This is a genomic window from Microbulbifer maximicatervae (SeqCode), assembly GCF_052467325.1.
The window spans coordinates 4,606,131-4,631,227 of the sequence record NZ_CP174310.1; the positions used below are offsets into that span (position 1 = coordinate 4,606,131).

Consider the following 25,097-nt stretch of genomic DNA (forward strand, 5'->3'; position numbering starts at 1 on the left):
GTGGTGTCGTTTCATTGCGCTATAATGCGCGCTTTTCCGCGACTGGAAGTTAGTCATGACTCATAAGTCCATTGCCGCAGACAAGGTAGATTCTCGCTCTTTGGTGCAAGCGCACCTGGCGGAGCCGGTAATGTCTCAATATAGCGAAGAAGAGCTGCAAGAATGGCGCGAGCGCATCAAGCGCTTGTTGAAAGAACAGAATGCAGTATTGGTCGCACACTACTATACCGACCCTTTGATTCAGGCCCTCGCGGAGGAAACCGGCGGCTGCGTTTCTGACTCATTGGAAATGGCCCGTTTTGGCGCTCAGCACTCGGCAGACACCCTGGTGGTAGCCGGGGTAAAGTTTATGGGTGAGACCGCCAAGATCCTTACCCCGAACAAGAAAGTACTCATGCCGACCCTTGAGGCAACTTGCTCCCTGGATCTCGGCTGTCCTCCGCAAGAGTTCTCTGACTTCTGCGATCAGCACCCGGACCGCACTGTGGTGGTTTATGCGAATACTTCTGCTGCGGTAAAAGCCAGGGCGGACTGGGTGGTGACCTCGAGTATTGCACTGGATGTAGTGGATCACCTGGATGCCAATGGCGAAAAAATCCTTTGGGCACCTGACAAGCACCTCGGCGGCTATGTCCAGCGGGAAACCGGCGCGGACGTACTGTTATGGGACGGTTCCTGTATTGTGCATGAAGAGTTTAAGGCCAAGGGGGTTGAGGACCTAAAGGCCCTCTATCCGGATGCTGTGGTTCTAGTGCATCCTGAATCTCCCGCCCCTGTGGTAGCGCTGGCCGATGTGGTGGGTTCTACCTCGCAGATTATTAATGCTGCCAAGACCCGCCCAGAGAAGCGCTTTATTGTGGCTACCGACCAGGGCATTTTCTACAAGATGCAGCAGGAGTGCCCAGACAAAGAGCTAATGGTGGCGCCAACTGCTGGTGCTGGAGCCACTTGCCGCAGCTGTGCTAATTGCCCCTGGATGGCGATGAACTCTCTGGAGAACCTCTGCGGTGTACTGGAGCGTGGGGATAATGAGATCTTTGTGGACCCGGAGCTGGGGCGCAAGGCGATGATCCCGCTGCAGCGGATGTTGGATTTCCGCAAAGGTTAGCTCTCGGGGGAGTAGCGGTGAGTAAACAAAAAGAGCGGCCAGTGGCCGCTCTTTTTCGTTGGGGGGAGTTACAGCTCCTCGATTCTTTCCTGCATTTTCAGCACATCTTTGAGGCGCTGTTCCAGGATAGCATTGACTTGGTAATCGTCTTTTGACATGCGAATTCCATGGCGCAGGTGCTGAATAGCCTTGTCGAATATGCCGTTGAGGATGTAATACTCAGCCCGGGCCTCGTGCACGCCAACAATATCTCCGGCCAATCCGTGAGTCTCCGCCAGTAGATACCATACTGCCGGGTCTTTCTTCCGCGTACGGCTATATTTCGCCAGCAGGCGCTCTGCAGCCAGGTAGTTGCCGGCTTTAAAGTGGGCATTGGCGAGGCCCATGATTAAGGCATGGTCTCCCGGGTTGCGATCGAGGGCCCACTGCAGGCGCTTGGTGGCACTGCTGTAGTCTTCTCGCACCAGATCAATATCTGCCCTAGCCAAGACAAAAGTGGCTTTGGAGGGGGTTTTATCCAATAGGGGCTGAAGAGTATCCAGTGCTGAGTCAGGCTTGCCGGCGGCAATCTGGGCCAGGGCTAAGCCATAGCGGGCTGCATCCTCGTTATCATTAATGCCATTCAGTTCTGCGCTGAAGCGTTTTACTGCTTGCTGAGGTGTTGGTTCTGTAGCGAGGCGTACTCGAGCACGCATCAGGTGATAATCGAGGTTATCGCTGGGCGCCACTTCTGCCATGCGCTGAGCGCGCAGCTTGGCGTCAGCGATACGTTTTTCTGTAACGGGGTGAGTGAGGAGAAAATCTGGTGGGCGCTGATAATAGCGTGTTGCCTTGAGCATTTGCTCGAACATCTCACCGGCAGCCTCTGGGTCGCGTCCGGATTTAGCCAGTGTTTCAATACCGACCCTGTCGGCCTCATGTTCATTTTTACGACTGAAGCGCAGCTGATTGTCCATGGCTGCAGCCTGGGTGGCAGTCATGGCTGCGATCCCGGCTTCACCGCCAGCAGTAGCTGCTAGAACCAGGGCGCCGAGCATGCCCGCTAGAGTGGGTATTGTGCTGTTGCGTTGTGCTTCCAGAGAGCGGGCGTAGTGACGTTGGCTAAGGTGAGCCAATTCATGGGCAACCACCGATGCAAATTGGTCTTCACTCTCTGCGAATAGAAACAGGCCGGTATGAACCCCCATGACCCCACCGGGTACCGCAAAGGCGTTCATAGTTTTATTGTTGACTACGACAACATCAATTTCTTTATCTTCCAGCGGGCTGTACTCAGCGAGCTCTTTGACCATGCCTTCGACATACTGCTGGATTAGCGCATCTCTGGAGGTACGAACCTGACTGCGAAACATACGCAGCCACATCTGGCCCAGCTCTTTTTCCTGGGTGTGGGAGACTACGCCGCTCGTCCTGTCTCCGAGCTCTGGGAGTCGGATCTCGTCGCTATCGGCTACAGCTGCAATCGGTGCAGTACCAAGTAAAAAACCCATACTCAGGGTACTTAGCCCAGCGCGAATTCGATGGAGGATAGTTGTAGGGCGTGTCCTGTGAAGCAGGCTGCTTTTGGAATCAGTCATCTTGATTACTGCTCGGTCTGTCCTTGAAGGATCTATAGTCCAACTCTATACGCTACCCCGTTGGACTGTCGAGGATTGGACTCAGTGGACCATAAAAGGTTCACACTTGCGCCAGGCGGAAAGTTAAAAAGCGTAAAGCCTGCGCGGGTTATGGCGTCTGGTTCGCGCTATAATCCCCGGCAATTCTGGTTTGTGACTAAAAAGGCAATGTCAGTAACTTCTTCTAACAATCAGCCCGATACCCAGATACCGAACTGGGATACGGCCACTATTGTGGATGCAAGAAATCTGCCCTGCCCACAACCGTTACTGGCCATGCGCCGGGCATTGCGGGAATACCCAGAGGGAACGCTGCTTTGTGTACTGGCCACTGATGAAGGGTCCTGGCGAGACTTCCACAGTTTTGCGTCTTTGAGTGGCCGGTCCCTGCTCCGCGCTGAGCGACGTAATCATACCTTTCAATATTGGCTGTACGCTGGCAAATGAATAAAGATAAATCCCGAGAGTCTATGTTATCGATTGTAAAAGGCTGGGTGAACCGCTACTTCAGTCAGGAAGAAGTGGTGCTTCTGGTTTTGATTTTGACCCTGGCCCTGGTGGTCCTGGCGACTCTGGGCGCCGTGCTGGCCCCGGTATTCACCGCGCTGGTGATCGCCTTCCTGATGCAGGGAATGGTGCAAAAACTGAAGTCCTGGCGTGTTCCCCACTGGCTGGCGGTTACCCTGTCCTGTTTGGTGTTGGTGGGCACTATTGTGGCCCTGTTATTTGTGGTGCTGCCTATTATCTGGCGTCAGTTGGTGCGGCTTGGGGCAGAGTTGCCCAATATGGTACAGCGCGGGCAGGAGCTTTTATTGTTACTTCCTGAGCGCTACCCACGATTAATTTCGGCCGGACAGATCGATGAAATTTTCAATACCCTTGGCAGCGAATTGGGCGGCCTGGGGCAGACGCTGCTGGCCTTCTCCCTTACCAACCTACCCATTTTTGCCGGCTTGCTGATTTACGTTGTAGTGGTGCCGATCCTGGTGTTCTTCTTCCTTAAGGATGCGGAACAGCTGATCCGCTGGTGCACCTCTTTCCTGCCGAAAGAGCGGCCCATGCTCCACCAGATTTGGCATGAGATGAATGATCAGGTGGCCAATTATGTGCGCGGTAAGGTGATAGAAATTGGCATTGTGGCTGCTGTCAGTTATGCCGCCTTTCTGCTACTGGGGGTGAACTACGCCCTGTTGCTGGCAGTCGCCGTGGGTTTCAGTGTGTTGATTCCTTATATCGGCGCAGCGGTTGTCACTATCCCCGTTGCGGCTATTGGGCTTTTCCAGTGGGGGTGGAGTAATGAATTTCTCTACCTGATGATGACTTACGGCATTATCCAACTGCTCGATGGCAACGTACTGGTACCACTGCTGTTCTCCGAGGCAGTGAATCTGCACCCGGTTGCCATTATCCTCGCGGTGCTGTTCTTTGGCGGCATCTGGGGTTTCTGGGGCGTCTTCTTTGCAATTCCCCTGGCGACCTTGCTCAAGGCCATTATGAGTGCCTGGCCCACCCATGAGCACCAGGTGGAATGGGAGGCCCGGCGTAGCTCGGAGTAATTGCCCGATATCTTTCTTTGTCTGTAGGCTGCGGCATTTGCTAGAATGCCGCGCTTTCTTTTATTTGGTCCCTTCAAATAGGTGAGAGCCCATGAGCCTGGCTGACAAAGTTCTAGCGGTCAATAATGACCTGCCGATCCGCACCGACAAGCCTATCCACAGTGGCAAGGTCCGTTCCGTATACTGGCTGAGCGAAGAAGACAGCCGCCGCCTGATTGAGGAGAAGGGCTACCCGGTTTCTCCTGACACCCCACTTGCGGTAATGGTGATTTCCGACCGGATCTCCGCGTTTGACTGTATCTGGACTGGCGAAGGCGGCATGCGCGGCGTACCTGGCAAGGGCGCAGCACTAAATGCTATTTCCAACCACTGGTTCAAGCTGTTTAAAGAGCAGGGCCTCGCCGATAGCCACATTCTGGATATCCCGCACCCGCTGGTGTGGATCGTACAGAAGGCGCGCCCGGTTATGATCGAGGCGATCGCTCGTCAGTACATCACCGGCTCCATGTGGCGCTCCTATGAGAAGGGTGAGCGGGAGTTCTGTGGTATCGAGATTTCTGATGGCTTGCAAAAAGACCAGAAGCTGCCTGAATTGCTCATTACTCCCTCCAGCAAAGGCATTCTCAAGGGTATCCCCGGCGTGCCGGAAGCAGACGATGTCAATGTCACCCGCAAGAATATCGAAGACAATTTCGCGGCCTTCGGCTTCCGCAAGGCAGGCGATATCGACCTGTACGAGAAGTTGCTGAAAGAAGGTTTTGATTTGATTTCCGCCGAGCTGGAAAAGCTCGACCAGGTCTTTGTCGATACCAAGTTTGAATTCGGCTATGTCACCGATGCCAATGGTGAAGAGAAGCTGATTTATATGGACGAAGTGGGTACCCCGGACTCCTCCCGTATCTGGGACGGCGAACAGTACCGCACGGGCAAGGTAGTGGAGAAATCTAAAGAAGGTTTCCGCCAGGCCCTGCTCAAATACTTCCCCGATGCCGATATCCTGCTGAACAAAGATCGCATGGATGAACGTTCGGCTTTAGCTCGTGATAACGAGTTGCCAGAATCTATGCTGATGGATCTCTCTAATACTTATATTGGTATTGCGGAGAAGATTATTGGTACGAAACTTGAGATATCTGATAATCCCAAAGAGGAATTGCTTGAAGTTCTCCGCAAGGATTACGGTCTGGTCGACTAATCTGGATCGAACTGCAAAAAACCGGCGTTTTCGCCGGTTTTTTTATGCCTGCCATAATTCGCCACAATTCCTCCTGTTTTGTGCTCGTATTCCTGCCGCCTTTCGCCCGCTTCCCTCTGTTTAATGACTTCAACATCCAATTTAAAAGTGGAGGTAAGTGAGTGAACAGGGTGATGTTATTCGGGCAGCGGTTCCATAAAGACGATCTGATGTTGCCGACAGAGGAATACTATCGTCGTCGCCAGAAGACCGGTGGTGTCGGGCGTTGGTTGTTATTTATTGTGGTGGTATTGGCGGTAGTCATTGCTGCAATCGGGGCAGAGGTCAATGCCCAGGAACTTCCTGCTGTGAGTGATGTGATCCAGCAGGAGTTTACCGAGACAGTTACCCTGGATGATGTAAAGGGGGGGGACTTACTTTTTACTGGCAATGAACCCGGAACGTACATTCCAGCGGTGCACCTGAAAAGTCAGGTCAGTATTTCCGTGCGGGGTCTGGTAGCGGAAGTCGAGCTTCAGCAGCAATTCAAGAATACCACCGACGGCTGGCAGGAAGCGGTTTATGCATTACCACTGCCTGAGCAAGCTGCGGTGGTGGGGCTTGAAATGCAAGTGGGTGAACGCCGTATTGTTGGCAAGGTGCGTGAGCGGAAAGAGGCTTCCAAGATTTATAAGGCTGCTCGTGCGGCGGGTAAGCGTGCAGCTCTTCTCGAGCAGCAGCGCCCGAACCTGTTTACCAATAAAGTGGCCAATATTGCCCCCGATGAGATGGTGCAAATTAATATCCGCTTTTTGCAGCCGGTTAATTATGACAGCGGCGTTTTTTCACTGCGCATGCCCACGACATTGACCCCGCGCTATATCACTGGCAAGCCAATACCCTCCCAGGCGTTGAACGGCGATGAACAGGAGTTGGTGGCAGAGAGTAGTGGCTGGGCACTGCCAACTAATCAAGTGCCGGATGCTGCGTCGATAACTCCGTTTATGCAGCCAGCGCAGGAGCTACAGGCACTGGGTAGTCATAATATTTCTATCGAGGTGGATCTGCATGGCGGACTGCCACTAGCAAAAATCGATAGCCCCTATCACCAGATTGATATTGATAACCGAGGTGATGGTCGCTACCGGATTCAGTTGCGCGATGAAACAGCTGCTATGGATCGGGATTTCTTATTGAATTGGCAGCCGCGCGCTTCTGCTATGCCGCGGGCGGCATTGTTTAGCGAGAAAATCACAGCGCAAGAGGGGGCAGAAGAGCAGGCTGGTGCTTATCTGCAGGTCATGCTGCTGCCACCCAGCGACGGTACCTCTGCGCAGCGTTTACCGAGGGAAGTGATTTATGTGATCGATACTTCCGGCTCCATGTCTGGCAATTCTATTCGCCAGGCGAAGGAGAGCCTTACCCTGGCACTGTCTCGCCTGCACAGCAATGATCGCTTTAATGTTATTGAATTTAACAGTACAACCCGGGCATTTTTCCCGCGCCCGATAGCGGCGAGCGCGGAGAATATCCGCCGTGCGCGCCAGGAAATCGAAAACCTGAATGCCGAGGGGGGTACAGAAATGGCGCCGGCCTTGCGAATGGCATTCGGTCAGCAAATGCAGGATGACACCAGTACCGTTCAGCAAGTCGTGTTTATTACAGATGGTGCGGTGGGCAATGAGCGGGCCCTGTTCGAGTTAATTAGCCAGTCCCTGCATAACGCCCGGCTGTTTACTGTGGGTATTGGTTCGGCTCCCAATAGCCACTTTATGCGCAAAGCTGCTCAGTTTGGACGCGGTACTTTCGTCACCATCGGTGATATTTCCGAAGTTCGCGAGCGTATGCAGGCCCTGTTCGCCAAGTTGGAAAACCCTATGGCTACAGACCTGCAACTCAGTTGGCCCCAGGGAGTCGTCGCGGATGCCTACCCCAAGCGTATCCCGGATCTCTATAACGGTGAGCCTATGCAGTTGGTGGCAAAGGTGCAGGGTGGTCTCTTGCAGGGAGATATCCAGCTGCGGGGCCGAATGGCAGGTAAACAGTTTGTGCGCAAACTCGCTCTGAAAGTAGAGAGTGGTAGCGATACTTCAGGTATCGGCAGTGTCTGGGCGCGCAGCAAGATAGATTCTCTGCGGGACCGGCAGCTTCAGTCTGGAGAGCAGTCGGATGCGGGCCTGGCTCTGCGCGAACAGATTTTGCAGATTGCCCTGAGGCATCAACTTGCCAGCCCCTACACCAGTTTTGTTGCAGTCGAAGAGGAAGTTGTACGCAGTGCTGAAGAGAAGTTATCTCGTAGCTCGGTCACCAATATGGTGGCTAAAGGGCAAGTGCTACAGCGCCAGGCCTACCCGCAAACTGCTACAGGACTCTACGGGCAGTTATTGGCAGCGGCGGTATTGTTGATGTTTGCGGCGATCTTCCCGCGCGGTCGGGCCTTGCGCAGCAACTTGACCCGAGCCCTGCGCTCCTTCCTGCGCAGGGTTTTACCGGACCCCCGTCAACCCAGCAGCGCTAATCCTCTGCAACGGGGAGGTGTGTAAGCGTGGCTCGCTCACTGCTCTTTATGCTTTGCTTGGGAACGGGGTTGTGGCAGTTGGGTTCAGCCAGCTGGCTTCTGGCCAAGGCAGAATTGGCCCAAGTGTTGATTAATAGTGCTTGGGAAGAACAGCTACAGAGCGGGGCTTTGCAAAAGCCCTGGCCCTGGGCGGACACCTGGCCCGTGGCCAAGTTAAAGTTGGAAGGGCAGTCGCCATTAGTTGTTCTCAGCGGCGGTAGTGGCCAGGCGTTGGCTTTCGGCCCTGGTCTCTTAGCTGGGTCCGGCAATCCTGGCGAGCCTCGCACCACGGTTATTGCCGCACACCGGGATACTCACTTTGCGGGATTAGAGCGTGTCAGGCGGGGTACCTCCATTTACCTGCAGGATAAACGCGGACGCTGGCATACTTATCGGGTTGCGGAAATGCGAATTGTGGACAGTGAGAGAGAGCGTTTGCCGATCTTTGCCGAGCGGGGTTTATTGCTGGTGACTTGTTACCCCTTTAATGCCCTGGCGGCTGGTGGCCCGCTGCGTTACTTGGTCTACGCTGAATATCAACCCGGTGGGGAGCTGGTTCAGCTGTGACTGATGTCTTTGTTTGAGACTCGATTTTGTAGTTCATTTTCTCAAAAATTCCACTAAATGTTCCGGTGAAACGGCCAAACGGCAAATAATTGTTTTGCTCTTTTGTTTTATTTGTTACTAACCGTCCTATCTGGAAAATTTTTTGTAGTAATACTACAATTCCCTCCGCTAACAACCGGGGATGGGGTTTTGTCCGCCAGTCTGCGCGGGCCCCGGAACAAATAATCACAGTCAAACTAGGCACTTGCGGCAATCAATTGCGCCGCTTTCCTCACCGTCATATTCGAGTAAAGATTCACAAACTTTGCATTTACGCCAACAAAGTTGGTGAATTGGCGGAACCAAGAAAAAAAGGAAGCTTTTTTTTGCTCGCGCTGTAGTTTGCCCGCGTACCGATTTTTGAGAAATAGACCGACTCGACGTCGCCTAATTCGCCGAGGAGCACTTGATGCACGAAGATACCGATAACCTCGAAACGCAGGAGTGGCTGGACGCGCTGCAAGCGGTTATCCGCTATAGCGGCAAAGAACGCGCAGCCTTCCTCCTGAAGCAGCTGTCTGACCGCGCTACCGATGTAGGCGTACAACTGCCTGCGGCAATCACCACTCCCTATCGCAATTCCATTCCGCCCAATGCGGAAAAGCGTATGCCTGGCGACTTATTTATGGAGCGCCGCATTCGCTCCCTGATTCGCTGGAATGCCCTGGCGATGGTGGTACGTGCCAACCAGAATGACGATGGCCTCGGTGGCCATATCTCCAGTTTCTCCTCTGCGGCGACACTCTACGATGTGGGCTTTAACTACTTCTTCCGTGGCAATGAGGGAGAGGAGCGCGGCGACCTGATTTTCTTCCAGGGCCACAGCGCACCGGGTATTTATGCCCGTTCCTACCTGGAAGGGCGCTTCGATGAAGAGCAGCTGGACAACTTCCGTCGCGAAGTGAACGGCAATGGTCTGTCCTCTTACCCGCACCCCTGGCTGATGCCAGAGTACTGGCAGTTCCCCACGGTCTCCATGGGATTGGGGCCGATCCAGGCGATTTACCAGGCGCACATTATGCGCTACCTGTCTGCCCGCGGCCTGTCCCCGCGCGGCGATCGCAAAGTGTGGGCTTTCCTTGGTGACGGTGAGTGTGACGAGCCGGAAACCCTGGGCGCAATTTCCCTGGCCGGCCGCGAGCAACTGGAAAATCTGGTGTTCGTGGTTAACTGTAACCTGCAGCGTCTGGACGGCCCGGTACGCGGCAACGGCAAGATCGTGCAGGAGCTGGAAGGCGTATTCCGAGGTGCCGGTTGGAATGTTGTCAAAGTACTCTGGGGCCGCCTATGGGATCCGCTGCTGGAGAAAGATGACAAAGGCCTGTTGCAGAAAGTCATGGACGAAGTGGTCGATGGCGAGATGCAGAACTTCAAGGCCAACGGCGGCGCTTATACCCGCGAGCATTTCTTCGGCAAATACCCGGAGTTGCTAGAGCTGGTTAAGGATATGTCCGACGATGAGATTATGAAGCTCAATCGCGGCGGCCACGACCCCTATAAAGTCTACGCAGCTTACGCGTCGGCGATGGCCCACAAAGGCCAGCCCACCGTGATCCTGGCGCAAACGGTTAAAGGTTACGGCTTAGGCTCCGCCGGCGAAGCGGCGATGGACACCCACTCTGTGAAGAAGCTGGACCTGGATTCCCTCAAGCGTTTCCGCGATCGCTTTGCCATTCCGCTCACCGATAAAGAGCTGGAAGAAGTTCCTTACTACCGCCCATCTCCGGACAGCCCGGAAATGAAATATATGGCGGAGCGCCGCAAGGCCCTGGGCGGCCCGGTTCCCCGTCGCCCGGTTGAGTGCCCGAAACTGGAAGTCCCCGGTCTCGATGCTTTCAGCGCACTGACCAAAGGTTCCGGTGAGCGCGAAATCTCCACCACCATGGCATTTGTCCGCGCAATCGCCGCCTTGGTAAAAGACAAGAATATCGGCAAGAACATCGCGCCGATCGTTCCCGATGAAGCCCGTACCTTTGGTATGGAAGGCCTGTTCCGCCAGCTGGGTATCTATTCCTCCCAAGGGCAGCGCTACACCCCGGTGGATCACGGCCAGATCATGTATTACAAGGAAGATAAGAAAGGCCAGGTGCTGGAAGAGGGCATCAACGAAGCCGGTGCTATGTCCACCTGGATGGCGTTGGCTACTGCCTACAGCAACCACGGCGTGCCGATGGTGCCTTTCTATATCTACTACTCCATGTTCGGCTTCCAGCGTATCGGCGACCTGGCCTGGGCCGCTGGCGATATGCAGGCGCGCGGCTTCCTGATCGGTGCCACTGCTGGCCGTACCACCTTGAACGGTGAGGGTCTGCAGCACCAGGATGGCCACAGCCACGTACTGTCCTCCACTATCCCCAACTGCCGCAGTTACGATCCGGCTTACGGTTATGAGCTGGCTGTAGTTATGCAGCGCGGCTTGAAAGAGATGTACGAAGAGCAGAAGAACCTCTTCTACTACATCACCATCGAGAACGAGAATTACCTTCAGCCGGAAATGCCTCAGGGCGTGGAAGAGGGGATTATCCGCGGTATCTACAAGCTGCAGTCCAACGTAAAGAAAGGCGCCAAGGGCAAGGCGGCGAAGAAACATGTACAGCTGATTGGTGGCGGTACTATTTTGCGCGAAGTACTGGCAGCGGCGGATATCCTCGCCGACCAGTTTGGTGTGACCTCCGATGTCTGGAGTCTCACCTCCGCTGTGGAATCGGCCCGTGAAGGCCAGGATGTGGCGCGCTGGAATATGCTGCACCCGGAAGCCGAGCCGCGCAAAGCCTGGATCACTGAGCAGTTCGAAGGCAATACCTCCCCAGTTATCGCCTCCACCGACTACATCCGTTCCTATGTGGAGCCACTGCGCGAATTTATCGACGGTGAACTGACCACCCTGGGTACCGATGGTTTCGGCCGCAGTGACAGCCGCGAGCAGCTGCGCCGCTTCTTCGAAGTGGACCGCAACTACGTGGTGATTGCCGCTCTGAACGGCTTGGCCAAACAGGGCGTTATTGATGCGAAAGAGGTTGCGGAAGCGATCGTCAAGCTCAATATCGACGCCGAAAAAGTTAACCCGCGCATCAGCTAAGAGAAGGCAGAACTCCTATGGCAAAACAAGTCATTAAAGTGCCTGATCTCGGTGGTGCCGATCAGGTGGATGTGATTGAAATTACTGTTGCCGTCGGTGATACCGTCGAGCAAGAGGATTCACTAATTGTGGTGGAGGGCGATAAAGCCTCCATGGATGTGCCGGCTCCAGTGGCTGGCAAGATCCTCAGCATCAGTGTGAAAGAGGGCGATAAGGTCTCTGAAGGCGACGTGATTGGGGAAATCGAAACCGATGTGGCGGAAGCGCCGGCAGAGGAGCCCGCTGCGGCCCCTGCCAAGCAAGAAGCTGCGCCAGTTGCAGAGCCTGTGGCTGAAGCCCCTGCGGCAGCGGCGAGCGGCGAGCCGAAAGAGGAAACGGTCCAGATCCCGGATCTGGGTGGTGCCGATGCGGTTGATGTGATTGAGATCAGTGTGCAGCCCGGTGATGCGGTCGAAGAGGGCGACTCCCTGATTGTGGTGGAAGGCGATAAAGCCTCTATGGATGTGCCTTCCCCCAGCGCCGGTACCGTGGTTTCTATCGCCGTTAAAGAAGGCGACAAGGTTTCCACAGGTGACACCTTGGGCGTGTTGAAAGTAGTTGCTGCAGGCGCCGCCGCGCCCGCTACTCCAGCTGCAGCCCCTGCAGCGACAGCGCCTGCCGAGAGCGCGCCACAGCAGGCATCTGCGTCTGTTGAGCCCCCGGCAGTGCCGCAGAAAGACTATCAGCTGGAGCGCAACCTCACCGCAGCAGCCCAGGTTTACGCCGGCCCCGCCGTGCGCAAACTGGCCCGCGAGTTGGGCGTTACCTTGAATAAGGTGAAGCCCACCGGCCCGCGCAACCGGGTATCCAAGGACGATCTGCATAATTACATCCGCGAGCAGGTGAAGAAAGCTGAAAGCGGCGGGGTTGGTGTCGGCGGTGGAATCGGTATCGCCAAGATGCCGGATATCGACTTCAGCCAGTTTGGCCCGGTGAATGTGGAGCCGATGAGCAAGATCCACAAGATTACCGCAGCCAACATGTCGCGCAACTGGCTCAATGTGCCTCACGTCACCCAGTTTGACGATGCGGATATCACAGAGCTGGAAACCTTCCGCAAGTCCATGAAGGCCGAGGCGGAAAAGCGCGGTGTGAGACTTACGCCAGTGCCTTTCCTGCTGAAAGCGGTAGCTGCGGCCCTGCGTGCAGAGCCGAGCTTTAATGTGTCCCTGCACAACGATGGCGAGCACATTGTGCGCAAGGACTATGTGCATGTGGGTATGGCAGTAGATACACCCAAAGGCTTAATGGTGCCGGTTATCCGCGATGTGGATAAGAAAGGCTTGTACGAGCTGGCGGCCGAGGCCACTGAAATGGCCCTGAAAGCCCGCGATGGCAAGCTGAAGCCCAATGAGATGCAGGGCGCCTGCTTTACCATTTCCAGTTTGGGGGCTATCGGCGGCACTGGATTTACCCCGATCGTCAATTCTCCGGAAGTTGGTATCCTCGGTGTTTCCAAGCTGGCGATGAAGCCGGTGTGGAACGGCAAGGACTTTGAGCCTCGGCAAATGTTGCCCTTAGCGCTGTCCTACGATCACCGCGCAGTAAATGGCGGAGATGCCGGACGCTTTATGACTTACTTGGTCAGCGTGCTGGCAGATGTGCGCAGACTGTTGCTGTAAGTACCAGCGAGTTAAAGTCAGTAAAAAAAAGCGGCCAATCGGCCGCTTTTTTTATAGTCAGGGCTAAGGAGCCTCTGAATAACTCCGTGATGCCTCTGCGGGTCTTGAAAGCTGCAGATGTTGCCGTGAAAAACATCAATAAGATGATTTACGCGCAAATCGATTCTGGGTTGCTGGCTGCTAATGCCTCGGCAGCTAGACTCACAGAGAGGCTACTATCATCGCAGCACTGAAAATGTGAGGTGTCGGATTATGGGACCTACAAGGAAATTCGCGTTGCCGCTTGTGGCGGTATTTGCGATGCAGGGCTGCTTGTTTTTGCCTGCGGAAGAAGTGGAGGGTGAAGACCCTTTCTTTTATGAGGCAGAGGCTGCCGGACAAAGCGCCAGCTTTGTGGAAGTCGGCAGTAATCACACAAAATACCCACAACCCCTTACCGCCAAAAGCGAATGCGAGGCGGCGGATTGCGTAGATAGCTTGCAGGACTCCATGGCCTGGTTTTTCCCTATATTGCGGGTTTACTAACGACAGTAGCTGAGCCTAGTGTGGAGCTGTTGCGAAATAGCCGGATCTAAAAGTGCGTGGATTCTGTCCGCGCGGTGCTGATACGGAGCGCTACCATGCAAAAGTTTGCGATATTTATTTCTGCCTTGTCGATGGGTGTATTCCTTGAGGGTTGTGGAGCCCCCGATACGCGCAATCAAGTGGTTTATCCCGTAAGCCCGCCAATTCCCCGCCATGCGGAATACCGGGGTTATCCCTCTTCTCACTCTTCTCATTCCTCCCATGTGCCAGATGCACCTGCGTCTCCAACCAGCTGCCCGGGGGATTCTGAGGAGTTGGCGCCGGGTTCTATTTGTCCACCCAGTGCCCGTTGTTTTGACATTTCCGGTGGAAGGCGTTGTATTTCCTATGAAAATTAGCGTTGTTTTTTTTCTTATTCTTGTAGCGCAGTCCCTGGCGGGCTGCGTGGCTGACGGTTTCGGTTATGACTTGACCGGCACGGCAACTTACTACACCTACAAAACCACTCCGGTGCCACCGGATGAACTTACTGCATTCCCGCGTTTTTGCCTGGCCGGTGATCCCTATATGGGAAGTCTCGATAACTGTATTGCCGAGGGTGTGCACTGCTATCAATTGGATACCGGTGATTGGTGTGAAGGACCTTATTCACCGTTTGAGTTGAGTTACAGTTTCTACTGACCAAGTAATTTTCCGCTAGTGCCGCTTTTTGAGCCAATGCGGGATGGCGGTATGGGGGCACGCAGTTTATTTTGACTCCATTGTTTTTTCCTGAGTGGAGTAAAAAATAAGACTGGATCGTTTTATTTTGGGATGCCGATTTAAACAGGTTTAATAATGAGGGGTGCCAATAGAAGCTGGATGAGAAATGTTATTGTCGCAGTGGATCAGCTGGGAAATGCCATTGCCGGTGGTAATCCCGATGCAACAATATCGGCACGCTGTGGATATTTTTCCAGAGTGACGGAAACCCGTTTTCGCCACTATTGGAGATTTTTGGAGCGGGTGATTAATTACACCTTGATGCCAATAGATGGGCCGGATCACTGTTACCAGTCTTATCTGTGGGATCGCGCTGAGAAACACGAAGAGGGCAGTGACTATATGCGAGCCCTTCTGGGGGTGATCGTTATTATTTTTTGTGTTCCCATGGGATTATTGATTCGGGTTTATGTAATTTTATTTCCGAGAGCCCGCTGGAAAAAGGAAACGCGCAAATAGAAAAAAGCCCGGGCGCACAGCATTTATGCGCCCGGGCTAAGCGGGGTTAAGTGTTAGCTACTTGCTCCAGAGGTAAGTTACTCTCCTGGCTATCTGTAGTGCGGGCAGCTGATAGTTTGCCGCCGGCAATCTTGCGCAGGGCAACATAAAATACCGGAGTGAGGAACAGGCCAAACAGGGTTACACCGATCATGCCGGTAAATACGGTAATGCCCATGGCATTGCGCACCTCAGCGCCAGCGCCGCCGGCCAATACCAGTGGAACAACACCGGCAATAAAGGCGACTGAGGTCATAATGATCGGGCGCAGACGCAGGCGGCAGGCTTCCAGTGCAGCCTCGACAGTGCCTTTGCCTTCCATTTCCAGTTCGCGAGCAAATTCCACGATTAAAATGGCGTTCTTACAAGCCAGCCCCATCAGTACAACCAGCCCGACTTGAACAAATACATTGTTGTCGCCGCCAGTAGCCCAGACACCGAATAGTGCAGCCAGCAGACACATGGGCACGATCAGGATCACCGCCAGTGGCATTACCCAGCTTTCATAGAGGGCGGCCAGCACCAGGAATACCAGTAGTACTGCGAGAGGGAAAACCACCATAGCGGCATTGCCCTGGTTGACCTGCTGGAAGCTGAGGTCGGTCCACTGGATTTGCATGCCCGGTGGCAGGGCTTGGCTGGCAACCTGCTCAACCGCTGCCAGTGCCTCGGAAGAGGACAGCATGCTGGGATCGGACTGCCCCATCAGGTCGGCTGCGGGATAGCCGTTGTAGCGGATCACCGGATCGGGTCCGTAACTCTGGCGCAGGGTCACCATGGTGCTGATGGGCACCATCTCCCCATTCATATTGCGAGTGTAGAGATTATCGAGATCCTGCACTTCATCGCGGAAGGGTGCATCAGCCTGGGCAACGACCTGGTAGGTGCGGCCGAAAAGGTTGAAGTCGTTGATATACATAGAGCCGAAGTAGAGCTGCAGGGTGCCGAACAAGTCGTCCATGCGCACACCTTGAGCCTTGGCCTGTAGTCGATCCACTTCCGCGTCCATTTGCGGCACATTGGCCTGGTAGGAGCTGAAGGGGTAGCTGAGGCCGCTGGCTTGGCTCAGGGCGCCAGCCAACATATTGGTGGCGTTTTGCAGCTCACCGTAGCCGGCACCGCGACGGTCCTGAACATAGAGGGAGTAGCCGGAGCCGGCACCCAGACCGAAGATGGGCGGCGGCATAAAGGTCATGGCAAAGCCTTCCTTGATCTGTGAGATCTTGCCATTTAGCTCCGCAGCGATTTCCTGGGCACTGCGCTCACGTTCATCGAAATCATCGAACAGGATAAATACCGTGCCCACGTTGGGGGTGTTGGTACCTTGCAGGGCATTGAAGCCGACAAAGGCCGCGGCGTTGGCAACACCTTCTGTTTCCAGGGCCAATTCACTCACGCGGCGAGCAACTTCCTCGGTGCGGTCCAGAGAAGCACCTTCCGGCAGGCGGATACTACCCACCAGGTAAGTCTTATCCTGAACCGGAATAAAACCGCCGGGCACCTGTTGGAACAGGGCGAAAGTACCGCCGAGCAATATCAGGTAAACACCAAATACGATACCGCGACGCTTGAGGCTACCACCAACGATCCGCTGGTAACGCTCGGAATTGCGCTGGAAGAAGCGGTTGAACGGGCGGAATATCCAGCCGAACAAACGCTCAATAATGCGCGCAGGCATATCCGGTTTGGCGCCGTGAGGCTTCAACAGAGTTGCCGCCAGAGCCGGAGACAGAGTCAGAGAGTTGATCGCGGAGATAATAGTGGCGATGGCAATGGTGGTGGCGAACTGGCGGTAGAACTGGCCGGTGATGCCGTCCAGGAATGCCATGGGCACAAACACTGCGCAGAGCACCAGGCTGATCGCGACAATCGGACCGCTCACCTCGCGCATGGCTTGGTGGGCAGCGGCTAAAGGCGTCAGTCCCTCCTCGATATTCCGCTCGACGTTTTCCACCACCACAATGGCGTCATCCACCACAATACCGATGGCCAGCACCATAGCGAACAAGGTTAGGGTGTTGATTGAGAAGCCCAACATCAACAGCACCGCAAAGGTGCCGACAATAGATACCGGCACGGCCAACAGTGGGATCAATGAGGCGCGCCAGGTTTGCAGGAACAGGATAACTACCAGAACCACGAGCAGCACGGCTTCCAGTAGGGTCTTGATCACTGAGCTGATGGAGGTGCTAACAAAAACCGTGGGGTCGTAAGCGACTTCCCACTTGAGGCCTTCCGGGAACTGATCATCCAGTTCAGCCATTTTCTCCCGTACCGCCGCAGAAACCTCCAGTGAGTTGGAGCCGGGGGATTGGAAAATAGGGATAGCGACAGCCTGGCGGCCATTGAGCAGGGCGCGCAGGGAGTCCTGGGAAGAGGCCAGCTCTACACGGGCCACATCTCGCAGGCGGGTGATCTCACCATCATTGCCGGTCTTGAGTACAACATCGCCAAACTCCTCTTCACTTTCCAGGCGGCCTTTGGCGTTAATGGAAATCAGGAAGTCGGAGCCGTTCGGCATGGGGGAGGCGCCGATCTGGCCGGCGGAAACCTGTACGTTCTGCTCGCGCACGGCACTGACAATATCGGCAGCAGTAATGCCTACGGCGGCGGCTTTCTGCGGGTCCACCCACAAGCGCATGGCGTAGTCACCGGAACCGAATACGGCGGCGAGGCCTACGCCGGGAATGCGCGATAGCTCATCGCGAATATGCAGTACGGCGTAGTTGCGAATATAGGTAGCGTCGAGGCTGTCGTCCGGTGAAATCAGGTGCACCGCCATCATCAGGTTTGGTGACTGCTTCTGGGTAGTAACACCTTGCAAGCGGACATCTTCGGGCAGGCGCGGCAGGGCCTGGGACACCCGGTTTTGCACCTGTACCTGGGCTTGGTCCGGGTCGGTGCCCAACTCAAAGGTCACGTTCAAAGTCAGGGTGCCGTCACTACCAGCCACTGACTTCATGTAGATCATATTTTCCACGCCGTTAATCGCTTCTTCCAGCGGCGTGGCTACAGTTTCTGAGATCGTCTTAGGGTTGGCGCCAGGATAGCGAGCACTTACTTGCACGCTGGGGGGCACAACTTCGGGATATTCGCTGACCGGCAGTGAGGGAATACTGATCAGGCCGACGACGAAAATAATGATCGACAACACGGATGCAAATATCGGTCTGTCGACAAAGAAACGGGAAAAATTCATATACTGCTACTCCGAGAGCGACTCAGTCAGCCGCTCGGATTCCATTGATAGGATTAGCTGAATGTATGGGCTCACTTCGGCAAGCCCCTTGCTCTTTGTTTAGTGGCCAGCGACTTGGGTCGCCTTTACCTGCTCCTGCATGGCCACCATTTCCGGTGCGACCGGCATGCCCGGGAAGAAAATCTTTTGCAGGCCATTCACCACAATTTTCTCGCCGGGCTCCAGGCCGCTGCGGATAACCACAAGGTCACCTTGGCGTTGGCCAGCGACCACGGGGCGCTTTTCGGTGACATTACTGTCGTTGACGATGTAAACATAGCGGCGGTCCTGATCGGTAAGAACCGCTTTGCTATTGATTAAAACTGCCTGTGAAACCTCTTCAATTGGCATTTCCACCCGAGCAAATTGCCCCGGTCTGAAAAAGCCGTCCCTGTTGTTAACCACAGCGCGGAACTGAATAGTGCCGGTATGGCTGTTCAAGCGGTTATCAATAAAGTCCAACTCTCCACTGTGTGGATAGCCCTGCTCACCGGCGAGACCTACGCGCACAGCAGGTTTTTGCCCGCTATTAAGTAAGTCGCGGCCCTTAGCAAAAGTCTGTTCGTCACTTTCGAAATACACGTACATTGGGTCGACAGAGACCAGCGTTGTCAGCAGGGTGCTGTCGGCATTGGCGAGATTGCCTTGAGTAACCAGGGCGCGGCTTACTCGGCCACTTATTGGTGCTTTAACTTCAGTGTATTGAAGGTCCAACTGGGCATTTTCCAGTGCTGCCTCGGCGGCGCTGAGGGCCGCTCGGGCCGAATCTCGCGAAGCGATACGCCGATCGTATTCCTCGCGGGAGATGGCTTTGCTGTTGAGTAGCTGTTTTGCCCGGCCGGCTTGCTTCTCGCTATAGGAGAGGTCGCTGCGAACCCGAGCCAGGTCTGCGCGGGCGGCGCGTTCGCGGGCCTGATAAGGGCGGGGGTCAATGGTGAACAGGATATCGCCCTGTTTGACCAGAGTTCCCTCGGCAAATGAAACCTTTTCGATATAACCGCTAACCCGTGGGCGCAGTTCAACGGTTTCTGGGGCTGCCACACGGCCGGTAAAGCTGCGCCACAATGTCGTATTTCCTGCAGATACCTGGGCGACCTCCACGGCTGGGGGAGGCGGTTGTTGACCGCTGGGTGCGTCACTGTTACAGCCGGCGAGTACCAGTGCAGATACGCCGAATAAAACCGTCGTTAATTTTCTTACCATTACGCGTGTACTCCCTTTGCTACGGAGGGGGAAGGGCTATTGGGTGCTTCTCCCAGTAAGGGCGTAACTCTAGCGGTGGCCAAGTTGGTTGCGGTATCCGGGAACTGTTAATTGATTGCCTATTTCTACTTAAGGCGTGCTTTTGGGTTGGAAGGATCACATTCTGGTGGACGTGTAAAGAACTGGATATATAACTAGTTATCGCAAAAAGTGATTAAGATATTACAGCGACTGTAGGCCTGTTAATCGATTATGGTTACCTATTACTGCACAGTAATTGCCCAATCCTGCAAAACTGCACGGAAATTGCCTAAAACTCCGTATACTCTGTGCCACTTCGTGTTGAGTCGTGGAATTGTTAGCGGGCACAAGGGGAGCATATGAGCATTGAAAAAAGAGCGGAATTTAACTCTGTCGCCATGGATATGGAGTCGATACGGCAGAAGCTGATTGCCTCCCTGATGCGTCAGGCACCGGAACAGGGATTAAATGAAACGGTACTGGGTGGTCTCTCCCTGATTCGCTGCAATGAGCCGGGAGCCTGTGCGGCATCGGTGTATACACCGTCCCTGAATTTTATTATTCAAGGCCGCAAGACCTTAGAGCTGGGAGACCGGGAAATTTCCTATATGCCGCTGAGCTATGTGGCAACCTCAGTGCACTTACCGATCCTGGGACGCGTTGAAGACGCTTCCCTGGATACACCGTTCCTCGGGGTAAAGATAACGATCGACCCGCAAGAGGTGGCAGACTTGGTTATGGAGCTAGGTGATAAGGCGCCGGGTGTGGAGGCTGGCTACGACTGCCCCGAAGTCAGCTGCGGCCTGTGCCTGACCAAAATGGATTACAGTATGCTCGATGCGCTAAACCGGCTGGTCTCCTTGCTGGATAGTCCTAGAGATGCCCCGATACTGGCGCCATTAGCCCGGCGTGAGATTATCTATCGTGCCTTGATGGGGGAGATCGGCGCGCGGATGCGCAAGTTTGCCATGGTAGATAGCCAGGCGAACCGGGTATCCCGGGTGATTGAGGTGCTGAAAGACCGCTTCTCAGAGCCATTGCGTATCAGTGACTTGGCTGACCAGGCCAATATGAGTGAGTCATCCCTATATCACAGCTTTAAGCAGATCACCCGCATGTCCCCGTTGCAGTTCCAGAAAAAGCTGCGCTTACACGAGGCACGACGCCTAATGTTGACCGAGGGGCTGGAAGCGGCTTCCGCCAGCTATCGGGTTGGCTATGAGAGCCCCTCGCATTTCAGTCGTGAATACAGCCGCATGTTTGGTCTTCCGCCCCGCGCGGATGTGATTAAATTGCGCGGTGAGCAGCGGGTCCCAGCTTAATTTGAAACTGGGTTGCCCTGCTTCAAAACAAATAAGCTACACCACCCTTCGGGGCTGATATCGCCCTCCACAACCAGGCAGGCATTGGGGGGCTCAAACAGCTGACAGTCCACGCACTTTTTCCCATCCTTGGGAGTATCCTGGTAATTTACCTTGTCTTTTTGTGCTTTGATTTGTGCCTGTGCCGAGGGTGCTGTGATAAATGTGGTAGGAATTAAAAGTAGCGATGTTCCTGAAAGCTTAAGAAAGTGACGACGGGAATTGTCTAGCGGCTTTTCCATAAATGAATGCCTGAATGATGAAAAAAAGTTTCTGGCATTCAGGTTAGCTGGAGAAGGGAGTTTTGCTCAAATTAAAGGCTTTGTTTTAAGCGGTAATTTTATTCTATTTGTTAAGTTGGAGACGGCGCCATGTAGGCGCCGTCTGTTTTTACTTCTTTTACTTGGTTACGCGTATTTTAGCTACAGATTTATCTCCGCTGCGAGATACGACCCGAACCTTTAAGCCGTAAGGTGTGATAGCGCGGCCGGCATCTGGTATTTCTTCGCTGCTATAGCTCCGGGTGTCATTAAACAATGGGTAGCGGCGGTTGTGAGTGTCACTCAGGAGTATGCCGTAGTCCTCGAGTAAATCCAGAACCATGTCGTCGGCTCTTTCGATATTAAATGTGGCATCGTGAACCTGATAGCGGGTACTGGCAACAGAGTCATCACTCCATCTCAATACATTTTGGTCAGCATCAACAACTCCGAGGAAGCCGTTTCCTGGGTGTACGCCAACCCAGTTATTATCGTAGCTGGAATCTACGTACCAAACCAAGAGGCCTTCCGTGAAAGTGAGCATTTCGCCAGCTACATTCACGTGCGCCAATCCGGCATCAACGCCGCGATGAGTACGCCATTCGAGTAAATAGTAGTGATCGTGCTCAAGATAGCCTGGGTTTCGGCTAAAGCCTGCAAGGCTAAAGTTGCCATCAGTCTCAGCATCATCGAAAAGGAATGTTGTGTCATCAATTTCGATGCTGATGTCATCGGCAAAAAGACCTGAATTCGCTACGGCGCCATCAGTAATATAGGCAAGCGAAAGGCTAATTTCTTGCCCGGCGTAAGCGCTTAGATCGAATGCAACGTCAATCCAGCCCTCGGAGCTACCAGTAATACCATTACCTGGGTTGGTGCCGTTGGGGTTGGTATCTGTAGTTACTGAACCAGGAATGGAGACAAAGCCATCACCGGAATCTACCATGATCGCGGCGTAATCCCAATCCAGCTCAATGTCGTACCAAGCTTTGAAAGAGAGGCTTGCTGTTTCTGCATTGCTCAGATCAACAGATATTGTCATAGAGTTTTGCAGGTTGTTGCCGCTACCACTGAAGTAGGCGTATTCCCCACTGCTGGGTTCGGTAACTATTTCTTGTTTTGCAGGTAGGTCAATTCGGACGGCATCGTTATTGGTCCCCTTATTAACCGCTTCATCGAGTAGCAACTCGATACCGCGGCGAGGAATTTCATCTAGTGCAATAGTTTCACCGTGAAGCCAGTTCCCACCATGGTTGTGTTGCAGGTATTCCTTGGCATATGCGGAAAAGCCCGTGGGTTCTGCACCCGGTGTTACACCAGCCCAGCTACCACTGGACATAATGGACCAGTAGGAGACGGGTTCTCCACGGCCGCTTCCATCGGTATCGTATTCATCGGGCAGGCCCAAATCATGGCCATATTCATGGCTGACAACCCCTGCAGCGGCGTCCGCCGGCTGAATGGTGTAATCGTAAGCAGCCATAGTGCCGCCCCAGTAATCTACCTCCGCAGTAGTCCCTTCAAGTGAATAGACTCCGCCAAGGTTCCAACGGTGAGACCAAATGGCGTCTTCACCCAGTTGCCCGCCACCTGCTTCTTCACCAACCGAGGAGTGGAAGATCATGATGTGATCTACCAAACCATCTGCTTCCCAAAAGTCGCCATCACCATCCAGGTCGTAACGGTCTTCAATATCAAAATCTGACAGGTCTACTGTGGGGTCGGCAGCTGCAGCTTCCAGGGCCTCACGAATTAGGGAGCGGGCATCTCCATCGGTGTTATTGCCGTAATAAGCTGCTGGTTGGCTGGCCATATACCAACCTGCAACAGAGCCTTCAACCGAGTAGCTGTTACCGGATTGCTGCCAGTAAAACTGTTGCATGGATAGCATGTTTTCCCCATTGGGGCCTTCAAAGCCATTTTGGGAGAAAAGCAGGTCAGCGTAATGTTCAGCGGCGTAATCCGCGTAGTACATATCACTTTCCCCGGGTTCGATGCTGTTATGGGGAAAATCGGGGAACTCCATCAAAATAGCGAGAACCCGTGCAGTTTGGGCTTCACCGTCGTAGCTCTCAAGTTGAATGTTTCTAGGGTAGCGGCTGCCGTGGTTGCGGTGAAGGGAACCTTTGCCCCTTTTAAGCCGAGGGTGGTGCCCTCCTCGGGCATCGCGCATCATTGTTACGGTATCGCTGGTAAGATCTTGAGCCCCATTAATACTATGGGTGGCCCGCTCTTTTAAATAAACCCGTAAAGTGCGCTCAGCTTCGGCAATAGAGGCATCTTGGCTGATGCGACCAGAGCGCTTGAGCATATCAATCAATTTGGCTTCATTGGCAATGACCAAGTCGACTTGATCACCACCCTTTTGAGATGAATTAACGGCGTGGGCATTGACTGTCATCAGGCTCAGTGCCAGCGTGCCGACGGAGAGCAAACTGTTTATTTTTAGCATGATCCCTTCTTGTGCGTTCCGAGATGATTTTAAGTTCCGAAATTAGACATAAATAAAATTTACTAAAATAGTCAGATTTCGAGTTATGGCAGCTCAGGTTTTTTATTATTAGCTACAGAGGGATGACGTTTTAAGATGAATAGGCCGCAATAAATTTATGGGGGGGTGGCACAATTTTAAACTAAAGTGTGATGTTTATTTGATCGCTGATAAATTTTCCTGAAGATGTTAATGAAAATTATTTCCCCATCTGAAGAGCTTCTGTAGCATAGCTTGTTACATGTCTAGTTTTTTTTATTTTTCCATGGTAGCCAAAGGCAAATTTGCAACCCCCCGCTGGGGCGGTTCAAGAGCTGTATGTACCCGTCGTGTGCATCAATGATTTCCCGGCAAAGCGCTAAGCCCAGGCCGACACCTTGCTCTTTAGTTGAGAAAAAGGGGAGCAGCGCCTGCTCAAGTACTTTCTCACTCATGCCGCAGCCACGATCGGAGAGTACTAACTTTTGTCCAAAGGTATCGGTGGCGATTTCAAGCTCAATATCCTCACTATTACTGCCTGCTTCTCGTGAATTCTTAATCAAATTTAGCAGGGCTTGCTCTAGTTGAATGAGATCAAAATAACCGGGTTCATCTGGTAAGGAGCCTTTAAGTGAGAACGCTTGAATTGGCATTATACGATCGACTAGATCTTGCCAAGCTATGGTCTCGCAACTTGGAGGAGGGAGTTTTGCAAAAGAGGCATACCCTTGGGTGAACTCCGTAAGGTGCTTGCAGCGGTCTGCAATAATATCGAACACTTTTTCCAGTGCTTGCTCTTTTCCAGGTTTTGTTACCAGCACCTTTCCTGAGTGGGCGAGAGATGAAATTGGGGCTAAAGAGTTGTTCAGTTCATGACTGATCAAGCGAATAACTTTTTTCCAAACTTCTACCTCTGCACGGGTTAGTTCGCGGGTCATTTCTCGCAAGACGATTAAGCGATGCTTCTGGGCATTTAATACAAAAGTACTATTTCCGATATGCATGGAGTGTGGCCCATTAGTATCAGTGTAATTAAATAGTCCATTTTTCCAGCTGTTTATGGCGCTAACTATTTCTTTGGGGCTTTTGGGCAGGAGCTTTTGTAATAGTAATCCTTGTATAGGTTTCCCATTATTGAGTAGTTGTTTGGCACTACTGTTTGAGTAAATGATGCGATCGCTTTGATCGACCAGTAAAAGAGCTTGGGGAGATGTCTGGATAACGGTATCTAAAAGGAGTTCTCGTTGATAAATATGAGCACGCTCTTTACGTAAGTGTTCGCCAATCTCATTATAAAGCAGTGTTATTTGTCGGAGCTCATTGTCCTTCGGGGGCACAAGGGAGATTGAGAAGTCGCCGTCACGAAAATTTAGCAGCCCATTTTGCAGTGATTTTATGGTGC

At 53.5% G+C, this 25,097-nt stretch carries 19 protein-coding genes; 13 read left to right on the plus strand and 6 right to left on the minus strand.

Features of this window, described 5'->3' with window-relative positions:
- The first annotated feature begins 55 nt into the window (after window positions 1-55).
- Window positions 56-1,108, plus strand: coding sequence for a quinolinate synthase NadA (nadA, locus tag ACJJIE_RS20610; protein ID WP_282934217.1), 1,053 nt, complete (start codon window positions 56-58; stop codon window positions 1,106-1,108).
- A 68-nt stretch (window positions 1,109-1,176) separates the two neighbouring features.
- Here nadA and ACJJIE_RS20615 read toward each other — a convergent pair whose 3' ends face one another.
- Window positions 1,177-2,685 carry a M48 family metalloprotease gene (locus ACJJIE_RS20615; protein ID WP_282934216.1) on the minus strand — a complete coding sequence of 503 codons (1,509 nt, stop codon included), beginning with the start codon at window positions 2,683-2,685 and terminating at the stop codon, window positions 1,177-1,179.
- A 192-nt stretch (window positions 2,686-2,877) separates the two neighbouring features.
- Here ACJJIE_RS20615 and ACJJIE_RS20620 point away from each other — a divergent pair, with 192 nt between their 5' ends.
- The 11 genes from ACJJIE_RS20620 to ACJJIE_RS20670 all read left to right on the plus strand — a co-directional run bounded on the left by ACJJIE_RS20620 (window position 2,878) and on the right by ACJJIE_RS20670 (window position 15,103).
- Window positions 2,878-3,171, plus strand: coding sequence for a sulfurtransferase TusA family protein (locus ACJJIE_RS20620; RefSeq protein ID WP_282934215.1), 294 nt, complete (start codon window positions 2,878-2,880; stop codon window positions 3,169-3,171).
- Between the two features lie 23 nt (window positions 3,172-3,194).
- A complete protein-coding gene (locus tag ACJJIE_RS20625) occupies window positions 3,195-4,280 on the plus strand; it encodes an AI-2E family transporter (protein ID WP_282934585.1) in 1,086 nt (361 codons plus the stop codon).
- A gap of 91 nt (window positions 4,281-4,371) precedes the next feature.
- Window positions 4,372-5,475, plus strand: a complete 1,104-nt coding sequence (locus tag ACJJIE_RS20630) for a phosphoribosylaminoimidazolesuccinocarboxamide synthase (protein WP_444892822.1) — start codon at window positions 4,372-4,374, stop codon at window positions 5,473-5,475.
- 161 nt (window positions 5,476-5,636) lie between these two features.
- Complete coding sequence (locus tag ACJJIE_RS20635) at window positions 5,637-7,997, plus strand: marine proteobacterial sortase target protein (RefSeq protein WP_444892823.1); 2,361 nt, start codon at window positions 5,637-5,639, stop codon at window positions 7,995-7,997.
- A 2-nt stretch (window positions 7,998-7,999) separates the two neighbouring features.
- Window positions 8,000-8,578 (plus strand): class GN sortase, encoded by a 579-nt coding sequence (locus ACJJIE_RS20640; RefSeq protein ID WP_444892824.1) that lies wholly within the window; start codon window positions 8,000-8,002, stop codon window positions 8,576-8,578.
- Window positions 8,579-9,026: 448 nt separating this feature from the next.
- On the plus strand, window positions 9,027-11,696 hold the full coding sequence (gene aceE / locus ACJJIE_RS20645; protein ID WP_282934210.1) for a pyruvate dehydrogenase (acetyl-transferring), homodimeric type: 2,670 nt from the start codon (window positions 9,027-9,029) through the stop codon (window positions 11,694-11,696).
- Window positions 11,697-11,713: 17 nt separating this feature from the next.
- The gene (gene aceF / locus ACJJIE_RS20650; RefSeq protein WP_444892825.1) at window positions 11,714-13,357 is read left to right on the plus strand and encodes a dihydrolipoyllysine-residue acetyltransferase; all 1,644 of its coding nucleotides are present in this window, start codon (window positions 11,714-11,716) and stop codon (window positions 13,355-13,357) included.
- A 252-nt stretch (window positions 13,358-13,609) separates the two neighbouring features.
- Entirely contained in the window at window positions 13,610-13,882 is a 273-nt protein-coding gene (locus tag ACJJIE_RS20655) for a hypothetical protein (RefSeq protein ID WP_413664436.1), read from the plus strand.
- Between the two features lie 95 nt (window positions 13,883-13,977).
- Window positions 13,978-14,280, plus strand: a complete 303-nt coding sequence (locus tag ACJJIE_RS20660) for a hypothetical protein (protein WP_444892826.1) — start codon at window positions 13,978-13,980, stop codon at window positions 14,278-14,280.
- Window positions 14,270-14,563, plus strand: coding sequence for a hypothetical protein (locus ACJJIE_RS20665; protein WP_413664437.1), 294 nt, complete (start codon window positions 14,270-14,272; stop codon window positions 14,561-14,563). Before ACJJIE_RS20660 ends, ACJJIE_RS20665 begins: the two co-directional genes overlap by 11 nt.
- A 180-nt stretch (window positions 14,564-14,743) precedes the next feature.
- Window positions 14,744-15,103: a hypothetical protein gene (locus ACJJIE_RS20670; protein WP_444892827.1), complete on the plus strand. Its 360-nt coding sequence runs from the start codon at window positions 14,744-14,746 to the stop codon at window positions 15,101-15,103.
- A 46-nt stretch (window positions 15,104-15,149) separates the two neighbouring features.
- On the opposite strand, the gene ACJJIE_RS20675 is transcribed toward ACJJIE_RS20670, so the two are convergent.
- Together ACJJIE_RS20675 and ACJJIE_RS20680 are read right to left on the minus strand one after the other, a co-directional pair.
- Window positions 15,150-18,341: an efflux RND transporter permease subunit gene (locus ACJJIE_RS20675; protein ID WP_444892828.1), complete on the minus strand. Its 3,192-nt coding sequence runs from the start codon at window positions 18,339-18,341 to the stop codon at window positions 15,150-15,152.
- 99 nt (window positions 18,342-18,440) lie between these two features.
- Window positions 18,441-19,583: an efflux RND transporter periplasmic adaptor subunit gene (locus ACJJIE_RS20680; protein WP_444892829.1), complete on the minus strand. Its 1,143-nt coding sequence runs from the start codon at window positions 19,581-19,583 to the stop codon at window positions 18,441-18,443.
- 380 nt (window positions 19,584-19,963) lie between these two features.
- Here ACJJIE_RS20680 and ACJJIE_RS20685 point away from each other — a divergent pair, with 380 nt between their 5' ends.
- Entirely contained in the window at window positions 19,964-20,926 is a 963-nt protein-coding gene (locus ACJJIE_RS20685) for an AraC family transcriptional regulator (protein WP_444892830.1), read from the plus strand.
- On the opposite strand, the gene ACJJIE_RS20690 is transcribed toward ACJJIE_RS20685, so the two are convergent.
- The 3 genes from ACJJIE_RS20690 to ACJJIE_RS20700 all read right to left on the minus strand — a co-directional run bounded on the left by ACJJIE_RS20690 (window position 20,923) and on the right by ACJJIE_RS20700 (window position 25,032).
- Window positions 20,923-21,207, minus strand: a complete 285-nt coding sequence (locus ACJJIE_RS20690) for a high-potential iron-sulfur protein (protein WP_444892831.1) — start codon at window positions 21,205-21,207, stop codon at window positions 20,923-20,925. The genes ACJJIE_RS20685 and ACJJIE_RS20690 overlap by 4 nt on opposite strands.
- 157 nt (window positions 21,208-21,364) lie before the next feature.
- On the minus strand, window positions 21,365-23,677 hold the full coding sequence (locus ACJJIE_RS20695) for an immune inhibitor A domain-containing protein (RefSeq protein WP_282934200.1): 2,313 nt from the start codon (window positions 23,675-23,677) through the stop codon (window positions 21,365-21,367).
- A gap of 284 nt (window positions 23,678-23,961) precedes the next feature.
- Complete coding sequence (locus ACJJIE_RS20700; RefSeq protein WP_444892832.1) at window positions 23,962-25,032, minus strand: sensor histidine kinase; 1,071 nt, start codon at window positions 25,030-25,032, stop codon at window positions 23,962-23,964.
- Between the last annotated feature and the right edge of the window lie 65 nt (window positions 25,033-25,097).